This is a genomic window from Microcoleus sp. B9-D4 (genome assembly GCF_036705105.1).
Taxonomy (GTDB): Bacteria; Cyanobacteriota; Cyanobacteriia; order Cyanobacteriales; family Microcoleaceae; genus Microcoleus.
Genome location: NZ_JAUBTS010000016.1, coordinates 60,229 through 78,087, shown reverse-complemented (window position 1 = coordinate 78,087; position 17,859 = coordinate 60,229). Strand labels below are relative to the sequence as shown.

At 45.4% G+C, this 17,859-nt stretch carries 15 protein-coding genes; 8 read left to right on the top strand and 7 right to left on the bottom strand.

The genetic code is table 11. The features are described from left to right. Window positions 1–621: 621 nt before the first annotated feature. The 4 genes from QUB24_RS12545 to QUB24_RS12530 all read left to right on the top strand — a co-directional run bounded on the left by QUB24_RS12545 (window position 622) and on the right by QUB24_RS12530 (window position 6,479). Window positions 622–2,574 (top strand): FAD-dependent oxidoreductase, encoded by a 1,953-nt coding sequence (locus tag QUB24_RS12545; protein ID WP_333153481.1) that lies wholly within the window; start codon window positions 622–624, stop codon window positions 2,572–2,574. 306 nt (window positions 2,575–2,880) lie between these two features. Next, window positions 2,881–3,567 (top strand): methyltransferase domain-containing protein, encoded by a 687-nt coding sequence (locus QUB24_RS12540; protein WP_333153480.1) that lies wholly within the window; start codon window positions 2,881–2,883, stop codon window positions 3,565–3,567. After that, window positions 3,567–4,637 carry an aromatic ring-hydroxylating dioxygenase subunit alpha gene (locus QUB24_RS12535; protein ID WP_333153479.1) on the top strand — a complete coding sequence of 357 codons (1,071 nt, stop codon included), beginning with the start codon at window positions 3,567–3,569 and terminating at the stop codon, window positions 4,635–4,637. Before QUB24_RS12540 ends, QUB24_RS12535 begins: the two co-directional genes overlap by 1 nt. Window positions 4,638–4,796: 159 nt before the next feature. Continuing rightward, window positions 4,797–6,479 (top strand): DUF262 domain-containing HNH endonuclease family protein, encoded by a 1,683-nt coding sequence (locus tag QUB24_RS12530; RefSeq protein ID WP_333153478.1) that lies wholly within the window; start codon window positions 4,797–4,799, stop codon window positions 6,477–6,479. A 102-nt stretch (window positions 6,480–6,581) separates the two neighbouring features. Here the strand turns inward: QUB24_RS12530 and QUB24_RS12525 are convergent, their stop codons facing one another. After that, a complete protein-coding gene (locus QUB24_RS12525; RefSeq protein ID WP_333153477.1) occupies window positions 6,582–7,055 on the bottom strand; it encodes a hypothetical protein in 474 nt (157 codons plus the stop codon). 154 nt (window positions 7,056–7,209) lie between these two features. Here QUB24_RS12525 and QUB24_RS12520 point away from each other — a divergent pair, with 154 nt between their 5' ends. After that, complete coding sequence (locus tag QUB24_RS12520) at window positions 7,210–7,557, top strand: type II toxin-antitoxin system RelE/ParE family toxin (protein ID WP_333153476.1); 348 nt, start codon at window positions 7,210–7,212, stop codon at window positions 7,555–7,557. Then, window positions 7,541–7,912, top strand: a complete 372-nt coding sequence (locus QUB24_RS12515) for a transcriptional regulator (protein WP_333153475.1) — start codon at window positions 7,541–7,543, stop codon at window positions 7,910–7,912. Before QUB24_RS12520 ends, QUB24_RS12515 begins: the two co-directional genes overlap by 17 nt. 250 nt (window positions 7,913–8,162) lie before the next feature. Here QUB24_RS12515 and coaBC read toward each other — a convergent pair whose 3' ends face one another. From coaBC to QUB24_RS12490, 5 genes are all read right to left on the bottom strand, one after another. Next, window positions 8,163–9,362 carry a bifunctional phosphopantothenoylcysteine decarboxylase/phosphopantothenate--cysteine ligase CoaBC gene (coaBC, locus tag QUB24_RS12510; protein WP_333153474.1) on the bottom strand — a complete coding sequence of 400 codons (1,200 nt, stop codon included), beginning with the start codon at window positions 9,360–9,362 and terminating at the stop codon, window positions 8,163–8,165. Between the two features lie 255 nt (window positions 9,363–9,617). After that, window positions 9,618–9,830, bottom strand: coding sequence for a protein IsiD (gene isiD / locus QUB24_RS12505; RefSeq protein ID WP_006632739.1), 213 nt, complete (start codon window positions 9,828–9,830; stop codon window positions 9,618–9,620). Window positions 9,831–9,875: 45 nt separating this feature from the next. Beyond that, entirely contained in the window at window positions 9,876–10,499 is a 624-nt protein-coding gene (locus tag QUB24_RS12500) for an alpha/beta hydrolase (RefSeq protein WP_333153473.1), read from the bottom strand. Window positions 10,500–11,120: 621 nt separating this feature from the next. Beyond that, window positions 11,121–13,208 (bottom strand): CHASE domain-containing protein, encoded by a 2,088-nt coding sequence (locus QUB24_RS12495; protein ID WP_333153472.1) that lies wholly within the window; start codon window positions 13,206–13,208, stop codon window positions 11,121–11,123. Window positions 13,209–13,735: 527 nt separating this feature from the next. Then, complete coding sequence (locus QUB24_RS12490) at window positions 13,736–15,646, bottom strand: ATP-binding protein (RefSeq protein ID WP_333153471.1); 1,911 nt, start codon at window positions 15,644–15,646, stop codon at window positions 13,736–13,738. A gap of 395 nt (window positions 15,647–16,041) precedes the next feature. Between QUB24_RS12490 and QUB24_RS12485 the strand changes: the two genes are divergently transcribed. Both QUB24_RS12485 and QUB24_RS12480 read left to right on the top strand, forming a co-directional pair. Further along, on the top strand, window positions 16,042–16,239 hold the full coding sequence (locus QUB24_RS12485) for a hypothetical protein (protein WP_006632734.1): 198 nt from the start codon (window positions 16,042–16,044) through the stop codon (window positions 16,237–16,239). Window positions 16,240–16,584: 345 nt separating this feature from the next. After that, complete coding sequence (locus QUB24_RS12480) at window positions 16,585–17,430, top strand: cyanophycinase (protein WP_333153470.1); 846 nt, start codon at window positions 16,585–16,587, stop codon at window positions 17,428–17,430. 161 nt (window positions 17,431–17,591) lie between these two features. On the opposite strand, the gene QUB24_RS12475 is transcribed toward QUB24_RS12480, so the two are convergent. After that, window positions 17,592–17,840, bottom strand: coding sequence for a hypothetical protein (locus tag QUB24_RS12475; protein WP_333153469.1), 249 nt, complete (start codon window positions 17,838–17,840; stop codon window positions 17,592–17,594). Window positions 17,841–17,859 lie beyond the last annotated feature (19 nt).

Sequence of the window (17,859 nt, the reverse complement as noted above, 5' to 3'; positions counted from 1 at the left end):
CCGGTTATTTCGTACAATTCGCCGAGACTGATTTTGACCTAAATTTTTGCCGGCAAATATCCTAATTTTTAAGTATCAGTGGCGACTGTTGCCAAGAGTTGAGCAACATCAATTAATGCGGGTTGTTCGGTTTTTTTGCGTGGCAGGGGAGGGAAGCGCGCGATCGATCTGCGCTTAAAAACTATAAAATTGATCGCACTTTTCCCGATCCCATAAGTGTGACATACAGCGGTTCTCAGATAAATGAGGTATACAGAAACCCTGTATTGTCAAGCTTTCCAGGTCAAAATTCGTACCTCACCTTTTTGAAAAAGGCTATAGATCACCCACACTCCTAAGTTATAAATAAAAACACTTAATTATTTAGAGAATTTTACGCTATGCTGTCGATCGCTTTTTCCTTGTTGATTCTTGCTTCTCTCCTAGATAACTGAAGCCTTCTTCCTTCTGCTATACATTGTGTGCGATCGAACTTGGCACGGTGCGTTAGCGAAGCCCTCGAAGAGGATCGCGATCCGATTGGGGGATGTGTCTTAGTATTTCTTCACATATCCTGATTTCGGTCTATGATATATGCCTTATGGCGTCTTTGTGTTTAAAGCCCGTTACCGCATACCGCTGATGAGTCAATCAACCAATTCACCGCTATCCCAACCAGTTTCTCGAAGAACCGCCCTCAAATTCCTCGGAGTCGGTGCCGCAGGCGGGCTGCTGGGCTACTCTCGATTTTCCAAGCCAGAGCCCGCCGTTTTTGTGCAAGATTCTCTTGACTTGCCGCGAATGCTGAATAACCGCAAAACCGTTGTAGTTGTAGGCGCAGGCTTGGCAGGGCTCGCCTGTGCTTACGAGCTCAGTCAGCGGGGTTTCGCCGTAACATTGCTCGACAAATCGCCCCAACTCGGCGGCAAAATTGCTAGTTGGCCGATACAAGTCGGGAACGAAACTTTTATGATGGAACACGGTTTCCACGGTTTTTTTCCGCAATACTACAACCTCAAAAGTGTGGTTGAAGAACTAGAAATTAGCGATAACTTTGTATCTTTAGAATCCTACGCGGTTGTGTTTCGAGACGGCAAATACCAACCAGAAGTTTTCCGTCCAAACCATTCAGCTTTTCCCTGGAATATAGTTGACTTGGGGATATCTTCTCCCAACCGGCTCAAGTGGGGAATCAATCTTACAAAACCCGCTCACTGGCAAGTATTTCGGGAAATCGGCGGTTTTCAAACTCAAAAAACTTTCGATCGCCTCGACAATATATCAGTGGCCGACTGGGTAAAAGGTGAATTTCCTCGCGGACTTTATGACTTGTATTTTCTGCCTTTTGCCAAGTCCAGCCTCAACGCTCCCGACGAATTGAGCGCGGGAGAATTAATGCAATTTTTCCACTTTTACTTTTTCGGAAATCCAGAGGGTTTGGCCTTCAACGGCACGCGGCAAGATATGGGTACGAGTTTGGTGCAGCCTATTGCCAAAGCCATTGAAAGCAAAGGCGGCAAAGTATTAACAGATGTCGCAGTCAGTGAGATTCGCTGGGAAAACGGCAAGATTGATTCTCTGAGTTACCAGTCGGGAGATGTGCAAAGTAAAATACCTTTTTGGGTGAAGCGAAACGCGCTGTTAACTGACAGCAACTCTACGGAATATTTCGGCGCTGGGGACAGCGTATTTGTCGCCGCACCATCGGGAAAAGAGGCAATTTCTCTGAGCTGCACTCACCAAGGCTGCACAGTTCAGAAACAAAACGACGGTCAATTTCACTGTCCTTGTCACGGCGCCGTTTTTGATGCCGAAGGGCGAGTTGTCAGCGGGCCTGCTCAGCGGGATTTGCCTCGATTTAAGGTAGTCGATGAAAAAGCCGATGAGGTACAGTTGGTCTCCGCCGCGACCAATTCCAAGACTCAAAATTTGGGAGAAACATTGAAGGCTGATTATTATGTTTTGGCGGCCGATGTTCCGGGGATGCAGCATTTGTTTAGTTTGGCTAGCGGTGAGGTGAATCCGGAGGTGCAGAGTCGGATCGAGAGTTTGAAAATAGCCGATCCGTTTGCGGTGGGTCGTTTTTGGTTCGATCGCGAATTTCCCTGGGAACACAGCAATTTCAGTTCGCTTTCCGGCTACAAACTGACTGACAGCATCACGCTTTACCACCGAATTCAGGATCAGTTCATAGAGTGGAATCAGAAAACGGGCGGTAGTGTTGTGGAACTGCACGCTTATTGTTACAAGGAGAAGGAATTTCCGAATCAGGAAGTTTTGCTGGCGACTTTTGAGCAAGAATTGTACGAAATTGTACCGGAATTAAAAGAGGCAAATATGCTGCACCGGGAATTGGTAAATCAAAAGAATTTCTCTGGATATCCGCCCGGTAGTTATGCAGAAAGACCAGAAACTTGCTGTGCTGTTCCGAATCTGTTGTTTGCGGGAGATTGGGTGAAAATGCCGTTTCCGTGCGGTTTAATGGAAAGGGCGGTTAGCAGCGGTTTGTTGGCAGCTAATGCTATTTTATCTCAGGAGGGTTTGCAGAGGCGATCGCTCTTGACGGTGAATCCCGAAGGCGTGTTAAAAATCTAAGGTTTGCAGTGGGGCGGGCTTTATAAATCGTCAATCATCGGCTGGTATCCTCGGTGAAACCCGCCCCCACCCCTACCAGTTTAGATTTGAGATTTTAGATTATAGATTTGAAGAAATAGGAATGACTGACTCAAGAAGGGTTTGGAGGTATCCTAAAGTTGGATTCTTTTTTTAAGATGAGTTACGGTTTGCGGGGGTGGTTTCGCTGAGGGGAAAAGGCAGAGCTTGCGAACCCAAAAAATATCTGCGTTAAGCAGGGTGGATATGCGGTTAAAATATTATTGAATCAGTATAAAGCAATAATAGATGCTGAATAGTAACTGCAAAATTCGCAATAAATCTGTAATGTTTGATGCTTTTGCAACAGAATACGATTTTGCTGCCACCTTGCAAAACCAGAACGCTTTCTTTACTAACAACCTATCAGCCAGCAAAGGTGCAGCATTAGATATTGGCTGCGGTTCTGGAATTCTTGCTTTTGAATTAGCCCAGTATTACGATCATGTAGTGGCCGTCGATTTGTCAGCAAAAATGCTAGATATAGCCCGTCAAAAACGCTCAGCCCCCAATATCGAATATATCCAAATGGATGCCAGTCAATTAGCGCTCGATCGCCAATTTGATTTAATAGTTAGTGCTGCTACTTTTCACCACCTGCCCAACCTCCCCGCCGCCCTCAATGTCATTAAAAAAATGTTAAATCCGCACGGAAAAATCGTGTTTTTAGATAATATTTCGGAAGTGGAAACACCTGCTACAATAGGCTACATATTAGGTGCTGCGAGAGATTTTAGACCAGACTGTTCCACCTACGGATTTCGCAATGCTTTAAGATTATTAAAGTTTCGATTGTCGCCGGGGTGGTTGAAGCATTTAGCTAGCGATAGGTATTTGTCTGAACGGAGATTTAGAAAAATTTACGGTCGTTGCTTTCCGGGCTGTTATTTTGTAAAATTGGGTTGTTTTATGGGCGTAATTTGGGAACATTTGTAATGCAAAACAACGCGATAAAATCGGTAAGTGCCAAGGGAGAAAAAACTCACCTCCGCCAGTTGGGTATTAATCTCGATCGGTGGTATGCGATCGCCCGCAGCAGCGAGGTGGAAACTGGGCCGCTAGCTGCGAAAATCTGGAATCGGGCGATCGTACTTTTTCGCGACAGTGCAGGCAAAATCAACGCTTTAGAAGATAGATGTCCGCACCGACAAGTTAAACTCAGCCACGGCAAAGTTAAAGGCGATTTAATCGAATGTGCTTACCACGGATGGCGGTTAAATGCAAGGGGAGAATGCGCCGAAGTCGATTATTTAGCAGAAAATCAAAAGCTACCTAACTGCAAAATTCGCTCCTATCCAGTCAAGGAACAAAACGGTTTTATCTGGCTGTTTCCCGGCGACGAAACGCAAGCAGAAAAAACTAATTTACTGGATTTGCCAGAGTGGGAACATCTCAATTATATTGCCACTGTTTCAGTCATCGACTGTCAGGCACACTATTCATTTTTAATTGAAAACTTGATGGATATGTACCACGGGCACTTGCACGATGATTGGCAAGCTTGGGCAAATCCGGTGTTAGATTCTTTAGAAGAAAACGAGCATCAAGTAACTGCTCGCTATCAGGCACAAAGTTATTACAAAATAGATAAAATTTGGTCAATTTCTCAGTTGTTTTTTAAATCTTTGCGCCGACTGCACCCGGAACCGCTGGCTGTGAGTTATGTTTACCCGCACTGGGTTTCAACTTTGGGAAGCGACTTTAAGATTTACTGCTTGGTTTGTCCGGTGAGCGAGACAGCAACTCGCGCTTATTTAATTCACTTTACCTCATTAAATGCGTTTTGGCGGCTGCACAAATTGCCTGTGTGGTTTCGCAGGTTTATCAAAGATAGTTGTTTCGGCGCTGCTCAAAAGTTATTAGATGGTTTGGTGCGGCAGGATGTGTTAATGATTGAGGAAGAACAGCAGGCTTTTTTGCAGAATTCGGAAAGAAAAAGTTATGAATTAAATCGAGCTTTAGCCAGCGTGCAAAAGTTGATAAGAAGTAAGGTCGAAAATGGATAATTCAGGATCAGATTGAAACCTACGGCGGGACGAATGAAACCAGCCTGCACAGGCTAAGTTGAGAGTTAGCTCTTCCAAGCTTGATCATGGTATTCTTGTAACAGAAAAAATTGACTTTCCAGAAGCAATTACCAACCACACCTAACACAGGAACCAAGCATGAACCGTGTCAGCATCAAGGGTGAGGAACACCCCATTAGGAAAATCTTTAGCGATGACTTTATGTTTACCATTCCCCTCTACCAGCGTCCCTATGCTTGGACAAATGAGCAAGCTGGGGAACTGCTGGAAGACCTGCTAACATCATTGGGAGATGGTAACGACACGATTGATCAACTCAACCCGTACTTTCTAGGCAGCATTGTTTTGATCAAATCTGGGCCGCCAGAGGCTGAAATTGTAGATGGTCAGCAACGTCTAACAACTCTGACCATACTACTAGCTGCTCTCCGAGCATCATTGCCAACACAACACGCCAATGACTTGACCACTTATCTATACCAAAGAGGCAGCTTAATCGCGGGTATAGATAATCGTTACCGTCTGACTTTGCGCGAGCGAGATGCAGAATTTTTCAAGGAATATATTCAAAATGAAGGTGGTATTAACAAGCTCCAAAAATTGAACAATGCTGAGCTGATGGATACTCAGAAGCTTATTAAAGAAAATGCACATTTATTCTTGCAACGTTTGCAGACTATCGCTGAATCCCACCGTATACGTCTTGCCCAGTTCATCATTACCCAGTGCTTCTTGGTAGTGGTTTCTACGCCTGACTTTGACTCTGCTTATCGGATATTTTCTGTGTTGAACAACAGGGGATTGGATCTCTCCATAACTGATATCTTGAAAGCGGACATTATTGGAAAAATACCCGAAAGCCAACAAGAAAAATATACTAAAAAGTGGGAAGATACCGAGGAGGAGCTGGGACGCGAGTTATTCAAAGACTTGTTTTCTCATATTCGGATGATTAAGGAAAAGAAAAAACTTAGCAAGAGTATCCTTAAAGAGTTTCAGGAAAACATCAATCCTGCGGCAGGGTCTCAGCAATTCATTGATGAAATTTTAGCTCCTTATGCTAAGGCTTTTTCGGAAATTCACAACTCAACCTATGAAAGCGAGCGGCGTGCCGAGGAAATTAATCAACTATTTAAATGGTTAAACAAAATTGAGAATGTTGACTGGATACCGCCTGCCATTTTCTACCTATCGCGTAACCGTAATAACCCCGATAATTTGGTGCGTTTTTTTACAGATTTAGACCGCCTTGCGGCAGGTTTAATGATTGTCCGCGCCAATATTAATAAACGGATTGAACGTTACAGCAGATTGCTTACTGCTATTGAACAAGAGGAAGATTTATTCAATTCCAATTCACCGCTCCAGTTTACTCCTGAAGAGTCAAACAATATCCTTAGAGTCCTCGATAGTGACCTTTACCTAATCCAAAAAATTCGTCTTTATGTTTTGTTGCGCTTAGATGCTGCTCTGTCAGAAGGTGAAGCATCTTACAACTTCTCCAAAATTACTGTCGAGCACGTACTTCCCCAAAATCCAGGGGCTAATAGTGAGTGGATGAAGTGGTTTCCTAGTCAGGAAGAGCGCGATCAATATGTACATCGTCTTGGCAACTTAGTTTTACTATCTGGTGCGAAAAACACTCAGGCAAAAAATTATGATTTTGATGTGAAAAAGCAGAAGTATTTCACTACTAAAACGGGCGTTTCACCCTTTGTGCTTACTACCCAAGTGCTGCGGGAACAGGAATGGACGCCAGAAGTAATCGCTCGACGACAGAAAGAGCTGATTAATGTTCTCAAGAATCTTTGGCGCTTATAGGATAATTGAATTTGATATCAAATTCCTATTATCTGTCCATCCGCACAAAACCATCTGCGTCCATCTGCGGTCAAAAAAATCTAAATTCCGCCAGCACAAACTTTACTTTTTAGCCCGCTGCTGCTGGTAAACGCTGACAACTTTATCGGCATAAGTAGCAGTTGCGCCACTTTTGCAAGCTGCGGATTCGCCAGTCATCCACCAGCAAGCGGCGCGGCGTACAGCGGCTGTTTCATTGTTGCTGCTAGCTTTGTATTCGTCGCGCAGCAAATCGCCCACGATACAGGTAACAATTGATTTGGCTTTTGTCGCGTCAGCCTCAAATTGTTGCGGTGTTAAATCTTGTTTGGTACAGAATTTGGCCCAGCGGGAAATATTGTTCGGTAAAACTTGCCACTGACTGTACATTCCGTCATTTGCGGCTTGTGGGGGGGCGGCTTGTCGCAGCGCTTCTACGAGGGCGGAAACTTGCGCGTCGGTGACTGATTGCGCTGCTGCTGGAAGTGCTTGCAATCCGAGGCTAATTATCAGGCTGCCGAATAGTAGATTGGTTTTTGCGATCGATCTTAAATTCATTCACAATCCCCTGTTTGATTTAAACTTTGTTTCCTCAAACAAGGTTTACTATTTTGTCTATCGAATACCTCTGTCTTAAGTATGATTTATTTGCCCACTTAATGCACTGTCGATGCCCTTACGATAGAAATTGTTAATCAAGTACGATAAAATCATGGAACTACAACCCAGGGAAATTAGACGTTACATCCGACCTGATGGCAGAATTCCTTTCTTAGAGTGGTACTACGCCCTACGAGATGGCAAAGCCCAAGTTAAGGTTGATGCAAGGCTTGAGCGAGTTAGTCTCGGCAATCTGGGGGATTATAAGTCAGTCGGAGATGGTGTCTGCGAACTCAGGATTAACTACGGCCCTGGCTACCGGATTTATTTTAGACAAATAGGAGCGACACTTGTGCTTCTGCTCTGTAGTGGGGATAAAAGTACCCAAGAACAAGATATTCTCAAAGCGAAGGAGTATTCGGCAGACTATGAAAGAAATGAAAATGCCTACCAGCGATAGCTACCGCGAGTCCCTAATTGAATCTCTCAAAGATGCCGAACACGCTGCTGGTTTTATCGGGGCTATCTTGGAAGAAAAAGACCCTGAACCCGCACTTTTGAGAAATGCCATCAGAAAGGTGATTGAGGCTCGAGTCAGGATGAATGCTCTTTCGGAGTCAGCAAAAGAACATCACGAAAAACTCGATAAGATGCTGACTGAAAGTGGCGGTTCGGAAATTTACAGTTTGGTAGAATTGCTCGAAGCGTTAGGATTTAAACTAGAAATTACTGTCGCAGATATTGAGTTGCCCGCTGACTCGGAATCAACGCAGATTGAGGAATCAGAATTATCGCCCGAACCAGCTAATTTCTAGCTGATTGTAGCCTTATTTCGATCGCAGTAAAGGTTAATCTAGATTATCGGTTGTGTGGGGGCGGGTTTATATAAATTGTTTGCGGGCATCAAATATTATTTGTAAAACCCGCCCCTACAAGCCATCGTAGGGGCGGGTTTCACCAACCATTTATGTTAGAAACCTACTCTCTCAAAAACCCGCCCCTCAAAAACCCGCCCCGCCCAACGACAAATCCGCAATTAGTAATATCATCGCAGTTCGATCGCCCTCACCCTTCCCTCACAAAATCAAACAAGCGGTGAGCCATTTCTAGCTTGCTGCAACGTGCGATTTCTACTTGCTTGCCGGCGGCATTAATTAATATTGCTTGATTGGTATTGCTGCCGAAACCGGCACCTATTCGATCGATCGGGTTTGCGGCAATTACATCCAGTTTCTTCGCCCGCAATTTCTCCAAAGCCGGCTTGACAATATCCCCAGTTTGTGCTGCAAACCCGATTAATTTTTGATGCGGCTGTTTCAATTTTCCCAACTCTGCCACAATATCCGCTACCGGTGCCAACGGTAAACAATTCGGGAGCGATCGCTTCGGCAATTTCTCACTACTGTACTCAGCCGGTCTCACATCCGCTACCGCCGCAGCCATCACCGTCAAATCCGCATCGTGGAAGCATTGCAGCATCGCCTGCCGCATTTCTTCTGCACTCGTAACTGCGATCGCCCGCACACCTGACAGCGGCAATTCGCCAGTTATACTGTGTACCAGCGTCACTGTAGCGCCGCGGTGCTGTGCAGCTTGCGCCAAAGCTATGCCCATTTTGCCGCTGGAAGGATTGCCGATAAACCGCACCGGATCGAGGTGTTCCCGCGTTCCTCCCGCACTGATCAACACCCGAAGCCCCGCTAAATCTCGATCGCCCTTCGCATACAACAGCGATTCAATATGAGGCAAAATCTCATAAGGTTCTGCCATCCGGCCGACACCCGCGCGATCGCACGCCAGCATTCCCGCCCCCGGATTCGCAGCATGATAGCGCCGATAAGTCAACACTTCCCGCCAATTCCGCTGCACCGCCGGCTGTTCCCACATATCCGTATTCATCGCCGGTGCCAGCAAAATTGGGCAATTAGAAGCTAAGACAGTATTAGTCAGCAAATTATCAGCAAAACCCCCCGCCAACTTAGCCAAAGTATTAGCTGTCAGGGGAGCAATTACAAAAACTTCCGCCCATTCTCCCAGTTGAATGTGCAAAGGGCGGCCGTGATTTGCTTGCCAAAAATCTTTGTCAGTAAAAGCAGGATGGCGGCACAGAGTAGCAAAAGTCAAAGGCGTTACAAACTCCCCTGCCGCATCAGTAAGAATAGCTTTAACTTCAGCTCCAGCTTTTGCTAAAGTTGAAACTACTTCGCAAACTTTATAAGTCGCAATCCCGCCACTAACGCCGATTAAAATTCGTCTGCCTTTCATGTCATACCATTTTAGATTTTAGATTTTAGATTTTAGATTTTAAATTGGGAATGACTGATGAATACCAGGGTTGAGAGCTGGCCTACATTCACATTCTTTTTTGAAACTGGTGTCATTTTTTCATAAAAAAGAATCAAGAAAGAAATTAAGATAAAAACAGACTCAAATCCCTAATTCATCTGTTTAATCCGCAACAAAATATGCTGCTAACTTCTTCCTCAATTCCGTCGAATTTTTTGACCTAGATTTTTAAGTCTATGCTTCGTCGTAGGCTTCCATATCCAGAAGGTGGAGATAAGGTTCAACTAGCTCCGGCCGCTGAAAAGCAAGCGATCGCAACAAATGCCAATCATTCAATCCCTCAAAAGGATCTGTATAATCGTCAACTTCCAAACGGACAGCCAATTCTGCCACGTCCTGAGAAGTAAGTACAGCTATATCGCGCGATGCTTTGGTTAAAGTTTTCATTTTTTTCCCCTGCCCGAGACTTCCGCCATACTATATACTAAACCTTTAATCAGATTTCGACACAGTTTCTACAACAAAACTTCGCATTACCTCTATAACTTCCGGCAGAATCTCGTGTCCCATGTTAAATTCTCGATACTGCACCGCAGCTCCCCAAGCCGTCAAACTCTCGCGCGATCGCACAGCAGCACTAACAGGCACAATAGTATCTTGAGTACCGTGTACGATTAAAACAGGTGGCAAAACACTCCCCGCAACTGGTGAAATCTGGTGTAAATAACCGCTCAGACAAATTAAACCAGCTAGGGGCAAAGTCAATCCCACATCTAGAGTCATCGCTCCGCCTTGAGAAAAGCCACCTAAAATCGTGCGAGACAAAGGCACGCCCGTGGTGCTTTCCAAAGACAGCAAAAATTCCCTCAGCAATTGGCGGCTTTCTACCAATCCCTGAGCGTCTTTGGTTTGAAGGTTATACCACGCTTTGCCACTCGTTACCTGGGGATGGGGAAAGGGGGCATCGGGAAACACAAACTGATAATCCGGCAAATTGAAAAAGGGTGCTAAGGAAGTCAAATCCCGAGCATTAGCACCCCATCCATGTAAAGCGACCATCAAAGCGACAGGTTTGCGATCCGTTGTGGGCCGAATGCTAATAGATTGTAAAGACATCGTAGTTAATAATTGGTAATCTGGCCTGGCTACAATTATAAATTGTTACGACGGGTAAAACCCCAGATATTTGTTTTCGGCAATATTCCACTGGGAATTAGCACAGGTTTGCTAATAACTATAATAGTTGACTGTTGACTGTTGACTGTTGACTGTTGACTGTTGACTGTTGACTGTTAACCGTTGAAAGTAGAGTGCGACATCGCACCTTTCCCAAGTAGAGTGCGGATAGTTCACCTTTTCTAAACAGGAATTAGGGAGCATCTCATATTTGTAAAAACACTTCTTCTGGCTCCTTCCTTCTGCCTCTTTCCTCCTGCCTCCTGCCTCCTGTCTCCTTCTTTCTTCCTCTTTCCTCCTGCCTCCTGCCTTCTGCCCCCTGCCCCCTCCTGCCTCCTGCCTCCTGCCTCCTGTCTCCAATTTATAGCTGGGCTGCTTTCATTGAGATGCTCCCAGCAAGACTCCGCTAGAAGCGAGATTTGTTCCGCTAATTCCAATTGACCGAAAGCATCCAGGAGACAAGCCCCCGGATTCATCCGTCCAGAAAAAAAAACCTGTATCCGATAAAGGCGCCCCCGAATTTATCTCGCGCAAGTCAATCTAAAATCTAAAATCTAAAATCTAAAATCGATTGACACCTACCGCAGGTGAAACCTTAGAAACATATTGCTTAGACTGTTGCCGCACCGGCACCTCAATCCAGAATTCAGTTCCCTCTCCCGGAGCCGATATGCACCTGAGCGAACCTTGATGTTTGTCCACTATTTGATAGCAGATAGACAATCCCAAGCCAGTACCTTTGCCTACAGGCTTGGTAGTAAAAAACGGATCGAACAAACGTTTTTTGACATTCTCCGCCATGCCCGTTCCATTGTCAGCGATTCGCACGCATACACAATTAGAACTTAAAAGTTCAGTGCGAATCCGAATAGTAGGTAAAAAGGCAGAATTAGATGCCTTTTTTTCGAGCCTTTTTTGATTTTCTTCATCAGATAAAACATCAATAGCATTGCTTAAAACATTCATAAATACCTGATTCAATTGTCCCGCCCAGCACTCCACTAAGGGCAAATTCCCGTAGTCTTTGATGAGTTTAATGCCAGAAAAATCACCTTTTGGTTTCAGCCGACTATCCAAAATCATCAAGGTGCTGTCAATGCCTTGGTGAATGTCAACCAACTTCATTTCAGCTTCATCCAAGCGCGAAAAATTCCGCAGAGAAAGCACGATCTGGCTGATCCGTTGAGCACCCATATTCATAGATTGTAGGATTTTAGGCAAGTCTTCACTGATAAACTCCAAATCGATCTCTTTTAGTTTCGCTTGCACTTCGGGCGTTGGGTTCGGATATTGCTGCTGGTATATTTCCACAAGTTCGAGCAATTCTCTAGTATATGCGCCTGTATGGATCAGGTTGCCAGAGATGAAGTTGACAGGATTGTTAATTTCGTGAGCAACTCCAGCCACCAACTGCCCCAGGCTGGACATTTTTTCAGTTTGGATTAGTTTAAATTGAGCTTCCTGCAAATTTTTTAGTGCCGTTTCTAGTTCAGCGGTGCGCTGTTTTAGTTGAATTGTACGATCGTACACTTGCTGTTCTACTTTTGCAGTACGTTCTAGAGACATCAACAGGTAAATCGTCAAGCTGCCAGTCATCAATAGCCCGATCGCGCCAATTGCCAGCGAACCCTGATGCGTCCTCATACTTTTGTACCCCTTTCCCGGCAAAACTAACAGTTTCCACTGGCGGTCTGCTACGTTAAATAGGCGAGTGCAAGCACTCGGATATTGACAGATTTTTCCCCGGATATTAGTTAACTCTGGCTTTTCGTGTTTTGGGTTATCTATCAACTGCTTAGCTTGTGAGTCGTAGCGCACCAGAAAGCGTTCTTTCCCTGTAGCGGAGTTGTCGTACAGGTAAAAATTAATGCTGTCTAAATTGAGCGATTCTAAAGAGGAATCGACCATACTGGTGATCTGAAACAGACCCGCAATAACTCCCATTAGGTTTTGGCGGCCCTTGACCGAGTTATCAGCAGAAGTTGTGCGGCGGGGTACTGGCAGAAATACTTGCAATCCTGGTTGATTGTTGCTGACTAATTTAATCCGCGCGGAAGCCGCTATTTTCCCGGTATTCACCGATTTCTCTAAAGCTGCTTTGCGATCGGGGCTGGAGGCAACATCAAAACCGATCACTTTGTTATCTTCTTCTAATGCTTCTCTGTAAATAATGGGAAAGTATTCCGATCGCACTTTTGCTTTGACCTGCTTTTTGTCAGGAGTTCGTTCGTAAATTTGAAAAGCCGGAAAACCTTCGGCTCGAATTGTCCGTTCGTAAGCTGCTTTTTGGGCAGCAGGCACGCGCCGAATCCAGTTAACAGAATGTATAGCAGTATTTCGGGTAAGTGCAGGTTGAGCGAATTGCTTAAAATCTTGTCGGCTAACTTCACTAGATGCCCTGTAGAATGCTTCCAGTGAGTACAGAACTTCTAAATTTTTGTTGATGCTTTGCTGCAAAGTCACATTCAGGCGATCGGCTTGCTGATGAAATTCAGCTTGCATTCGTTGGTTTTCCGAATGCCACACAACGGCTGCGGCTGCCAATGACAAACTCGTACCTGTGCAAAGAGTCAAGGCTGCTGGAATGTAGCGACGCTGCGACAGTAAACTTTCCGTCAGCGAATTAAACCAATTGCTCGCAAAATTCATATTTCCACACATTCTGCCACCGGAGTGCAATTTTTTAAAGACTTGTAAAAGTCTTTGATAGCACGATCGACAGCGCAGAAACCAGATTGTCTAAAAACTTACGATCGCAGAAATAGAACTTACCTTGAGAAACCCAATTTCTACGAAAATATTGGTGTGCTAAGGAGAATTTGGGAAAAAACCGGGTTTTTACGAAGAGTGCATCCACGACTGAGGAATTGAAACCAATTGTAACTAAGTGTAACGAAGAAACCAATTGTAACTAAGTGTAACGAAGCCAGTTCCCATCTGGGCCTTCCCAACTTCCTGCCCCGGAAGAACCGGGGAACAAGAAAAAGCCTTGATCTGGTAAGCTGTTGTGCATTTAAATTGTATATTTCGAGTCCCGATCAAAAATCGTCAAATCCTCTCCCCCTCTCCTCTTCTCCCCCTCTCCCTCTCTAATACCATAGGCAATCTAGATGCAACACAGCTTAGGGCGGGTACTCAATACCCGCCCTACAAAGCCAACTTAAAGGTGGAACAGCTTACAAAACAGTCCCTATTTCCTTCAAATAAACCCGTGTAAACGGTTCATCATCCCCCAGAGTATACTGTTCGATCAACCCTTGGCGGCGAAGAGAAATACTATTTCCTTGCCTCATCACAACAGTATCGTCATCAGTGCTTTCTCTGACCAACATCATCTCAGTTTCCCCCGGATTGTCCAGCACCACCATATTGCTCCCCCCATAAAACATTCCCTCAGCTTCCAAAATATTTCCGGGATATTCAGCAATTAACAAATCGAGCTTGGGATTCCGCAGCAAACTTTGCACGTTAAGATTGTAACTATTATTCAAAACTTTCTCAGAACGGTTAACAAAAAGTCCCCCGCGACAAACAGCACCGATCGTCCAATCGGGATGCTGCAAGAGAATGTGGTCGATTGTTTCTTGCAGATCGTGCACCGAAATTCTGTTGAAAGTAATAATCGGAATTCTGGCGGATTTGCCCGAGTCAAAGAAAGTTTCGATAATATGGGAAGGCACATCAACACCTTCGCCGACAGCCGGGTTGAGGTGCATAAAAATTCCCGGCGCGGCATTGATTTCGAGAATCCCAAAATTGCCTGTTTTCCAAGATTTGGCGAGAGTTTCTGTTACCACATCAACCCCCAAACAAGCTAACCGAAAATGTAGGGCGATATCTTGAGCCAAAACAATGTTATCCGGGTGAATATTGCGGGTAGCGTCGATGCTGACGCCGCCTGCGGAAAGATTAGCGACTTTGCGGAGATACACAATGCGATCGCGCTCCAGGACACTATCCAATGACAGCCCTTGTTCTGCCAGATACATTTCCATCGCTTCGTCGGACTGAATTTTGCTCAGGGCCGAAGTTGGCGTATCCAAACGTTGGGATTTGCGGTTTTCACGGCGGATTAATTCCCGAATTGTTGAGTCGCCATCACCTGTTACCCAAGCGGGTCGGCGTTCAGTGGCCGAAACAAATTTGCCGTCAACGCACAACATCCTAAAATCCGATCCTTTGATGCTGTTTTCCACAATTATTCGCACCGGTTCTGTTTCGGGAATTGCCTTAACAGCTCTTTTAAAAGCGGCTTGCAATTCCTCACCATCTCGGACATCTGCTGTTACGCCAATTCCTTTATGACCGACTACTGGTTTGATAGCAACTGGGTAGCCAATGTCTTTAGCAACTGCCAGAGCTCCGCTTTCTGTGGAGACTATATCGCCTTTGGGAACAGGAAATCCTAATGTAGCGAGAAAAGCTTTACAATCGTCTTTGCGCGTGGTAAAATCTGAGTCTAAGTGGCTGTCAGAATCAAAGGTAGTTGCAGAGCCGCGAACCAGTTTTTTGCCGTACCCATATTGCATTAGTCCTTCATCCCACAAATAAAATGCGGGAATGCCTTTTTGGGATGCCGATCGCATTAACGAATAAACTGTCGGGCCTCCGTAAACTGACTGCCGGAACATATTTTGCAGCGCCCCCATTTGTGATTCCAAGGGAAAGTCTTGATTTTGATTGATGGCTTCAAACCAATCCCAAACTGCGTACACTACTGCTCTGGCCGTGCGGGCGTGAAGTGCTTCTATGCTGATTCTGTTAAACTGAGAAAACGGCTTGATGTTCCAGTGTTGGAAGTGCAAACCCATGTCGAGTTTTCCTACTTCTGAGGCGGTACGGCCGAACAGTTGGGCATGGTTCGAGAAAGTTTCGTGCAGCAGTTGCGGGTAGCGCTCGCCAATAATTTCCTGGTAATGTGCGATCGGCAAAGGTTCGCTCGCCCCCGTCACCGCTAAATCAAAAACTAAAGCGGCGGTGTCTAAATAAGGGTTGGGCCCGATATAGTGTTTGAAGTTGAAAACATCAAAAATATCGGTTTTTCGAGCATTGACGCGGGCTGTTTCGGTGCTTTTTTCTTGCAGCATTTTCTAACCTCCTTTGAGCTAATTTTTTACGGTAACTTTATAGTCGGTGCATGGGATACTACCTGCGGGCATAGATATTCCAACAGTGAGACAAATACTCCGACCACTTCTGCCTTGAGTATTGCCCGAAAGGGGGAGTGGGAGAGTAGGGGAGATGGGGAGAGGGGGTGAGGGTGAGAGTGGGAAAATATTCCTTCTTCCTTCAACATCTGACTAAGTATTGATGACTAAGCATTGATGACTAAGCATTGGTAACTAAGCATTGATGACTAAGCACTTATGACTAATGACTACTTCTTTCCCCCCTCCCAAAAAAAAGCTATAACTTTTGAGAGGTACACTCTGTACTTATAATTGTTTATGACAGTGAAAGAAAATTTAAGAGGCAGCAAATTATGAAAATCGCACAAACTGCTCTCAGGGACAAAGTTCACCACTTAGCTGAGGAAGCATTTCACCGGAAGCTAATTTCTGGCTACGGCGATGGTCAAAACAGCAACGAATATCAAATTGTCTGGAACGGCAAACCCAGGCACCTCCCTTTAGAACGGGCGAGTACCATATTGAGCAATTTGATCGAGCGATCGCACTAACGGGCGATCGGACTAATTGAGGACTTACGCTCATCAATCCGATTTCTACGAGCAATCAGAGGAGGATTAGCGAAGAAGCGGATCAGAAACCGGATTGATCACCGCGCGCGCGTCAGTCCTGTAATTTAAGCTCATTGGTTGACCCCCCCTATCTCCTGTTAGGGGGGGTAAGTTTGTTTTGTCGATCATCGAGGATGAGTAAACTCCCATATCACCCTTGCTGTGTGCGTCCTAGAGTGGTAGAAGCCTGAATTTTTTTTGGTATCTATATATACCTTTTGGCAGTTTTCGGAAAAAGGAATTTTGTGTTTTAGTGAAATTTAATAAATTAAAAGTGGAGATAATATGGCGAGCAACGAAATTCAGGGGAAGTTGCTAATTATTGGTGGCGCGGAAGACAAAGAGGGGGACTGCAAAATTCTGCGGGAATTCTTGCGCTGCGCCGGAGGCACTAAAGCCCGCATTGTAGTGATGACGGCTGCAACAAGCCTGCCGGGAGAAGTAGGAGATAATTATATCCGAGTGTTTGAGCGACTTGGCGCTGAAGATGTGCGAGTTGTTGACACCCAGAGACCCGAAGATGCCAGCAATCCAGATTATTTAGAAGCGATCGAACAAGCCACTGGCATATTCTTTACCGGCGGAGATCAAGCGCGGATTATTAGCTGCTTGAAAGACACAAAACTCGACGCAGCTATGCACAAACGCTACTCTGAAGGGATGATCATTGGGGGCACCAGTGCCGGCGCGGCAATGATGCCAGACATGATGATTATTGAAGGAGACTCCGAGACAAATCCCCGCGTTGATGTGGTAGCAATGGGCCCAGGAATGGGTTTCCTTCCGGGAGTTGTCATCGACCAGCATTTCGCCCAGCGAGGTCGTCTGGGACGCTTAGTTTCGGCACTCTTGCTGCAACCTGCCGTGTTGGGATTTGGTATTGACGAAAATACAGCTATTTTAGTCCACGGTGACGAGTTGGAAGTCATTGGCGAAAGCGCTGTAACTGTCATCGACGAGTCGGAAAAACTCCACGACAATGTAGATGGACTGTTGAAGGATGAGGCTTTAGCGATTTGCGGCGCCAAGTTGCACATCCTCCCCCACGGATACCGGTTTAACTTAAAAACTCGCCAGCCGGTGCTCCATAACGTAGCAACTACAGCAGAGAGAGAAAGGGCGATCGCCTAATTTACTTGCTACTGGCAAACATCTCAAAATTATGTAAGGTGAGCACTGCACACCTTAGCCATTCTACCAAGTAAGATGGTTAACAACCCAGTTTCTGTCTCCAAAAGTAATAAAAAGAAGAGGATTTTGCCTCTTCTTTTATTGCTGCGGTTTCGGGTTTTTTAAGCACTTTTCTGTTCGCCAAAAATCGACTGCTGCCCTTCTGCGGTCGATATTAAATTCCACCCTTGAGTTCTCAGTTTCTGATATGTTGCCCATCCCTTAGAACCGCCCGGTTCCCGGTAGTCGGATACAGCGAACTGCGGAAAAGCTGTATAAGGCCGCCACGCCTGACGGGCATCGGTACGCAAGTGCAATATCTTTTCTCCATTGCCTCCGAGTCGGGGCAACCAACACATTTGTTTTAGCATTTTTAACACTCCAGAGTTT

Bases quoted from the DNA above. Each gene is read 5' to 3' on its own strand.
- QUB24_RS12545 (WP_333153481.1), top strand. From the start codon at position 622: ATGAGTCAATCAACCAATTCACCGCTATCCCAACCAGTTTCTCGAAGA.
- QUB24_RS12540 (WP_333153480.1), top strand. From the start codon at position 2,881: ATGCTGAATAGTAACTGCAAAATTCGCAATAAATCTGTAATGTTTGAT.
- QUB24_RS12535 (WP_333153479.1), top strand. From the start codon at position 3,567: ATGCAAAACAACGCGATAAAATCGGTAAGTGCCAAGGGAGAAAAAACT.
- QUB24_RS12530 (WP_333153478.1), top strand. From the start codon at position 4,797: ATGAACCGTGTCAGCATCAAGGGTGAGGAACACCCCATTAGGAAAATC.
- QUB24_RS12525 (WP_333153477.1), bottom strand. From the start codon at position 7,055: ATGAATTTAAGATCGATCGCAAAAACCAATCTACTATTCGGCAGCCTG.
- QUB24_RS12520 (WP_333153476.1), top strand. From the start codon at position 7,210: ATGGAACTACAACCCAGGGAAATTAGACGTTACATCCGACCTGATGGC.
- QUB24_RS12515 (WP_333153475.1), top strand. From the start codon at position 7,541: ATGCCTACCAGCGATAGCTACCGCGAGTCCCTAATTGAATCTCTCAAA.
- coaBC (WP_333153474.1), bottom strand. From the start codon at position 9,362: ATGAAAGGCAGACGAATTTTAATCGGCGTTAGTGGCGGGATTGCGACT.
- isiD (WP_006632739.1), bottom strand. From the start codon at position 9,830: ATGAAAACTTTAACCAAAGCATCGCGCGATATAGCTGTACTTACTTCT.
- QUB24_RS12500 (WP_333153473.1), bottom strand. From the start codon at position 10,499: ATGTCTTTACAATCTATTAGCATTCGGCCCACAACGGATCGCAAACCT.
- QUB24_RS12495 (WP_333153472.1), bottom strand. From the start codon at position 13,208: ATGAATTTTGCGAGCAATTGGTTTAATTCGCTGACGGAAAGTTTACTG.
- QUB24_RS12490 (WP_333153471.1), bottom strand. From the start codon at position 15,646: ATGCTGCAAGAAAAAAGCACCGAAACAGCCCGCGTCAATGCTCGAAAA.
- QUB24_RS12485 (WP_006632734.1), top strand. From the start codon at position 16,042: ATGAAAATCGCACAAACTGCTCTCAGGGACAAAGTTCACCACTTAGCT.
- QUB24_RS12480 (WP_333153470.1), top strand. From the start codon at position 16,585: ATGGCGAGCAACGAAATTCAGGGGAAGTTGCTAATTATTGGTGGCGCG.
- QUB24_RS12475 (WP_333153469.1), bottom strand. From the start codon at position 17,840: ATGCTAAAACAAATGTGTTGGTTGCCCCGACTCGGAGGCAATGGAGAA.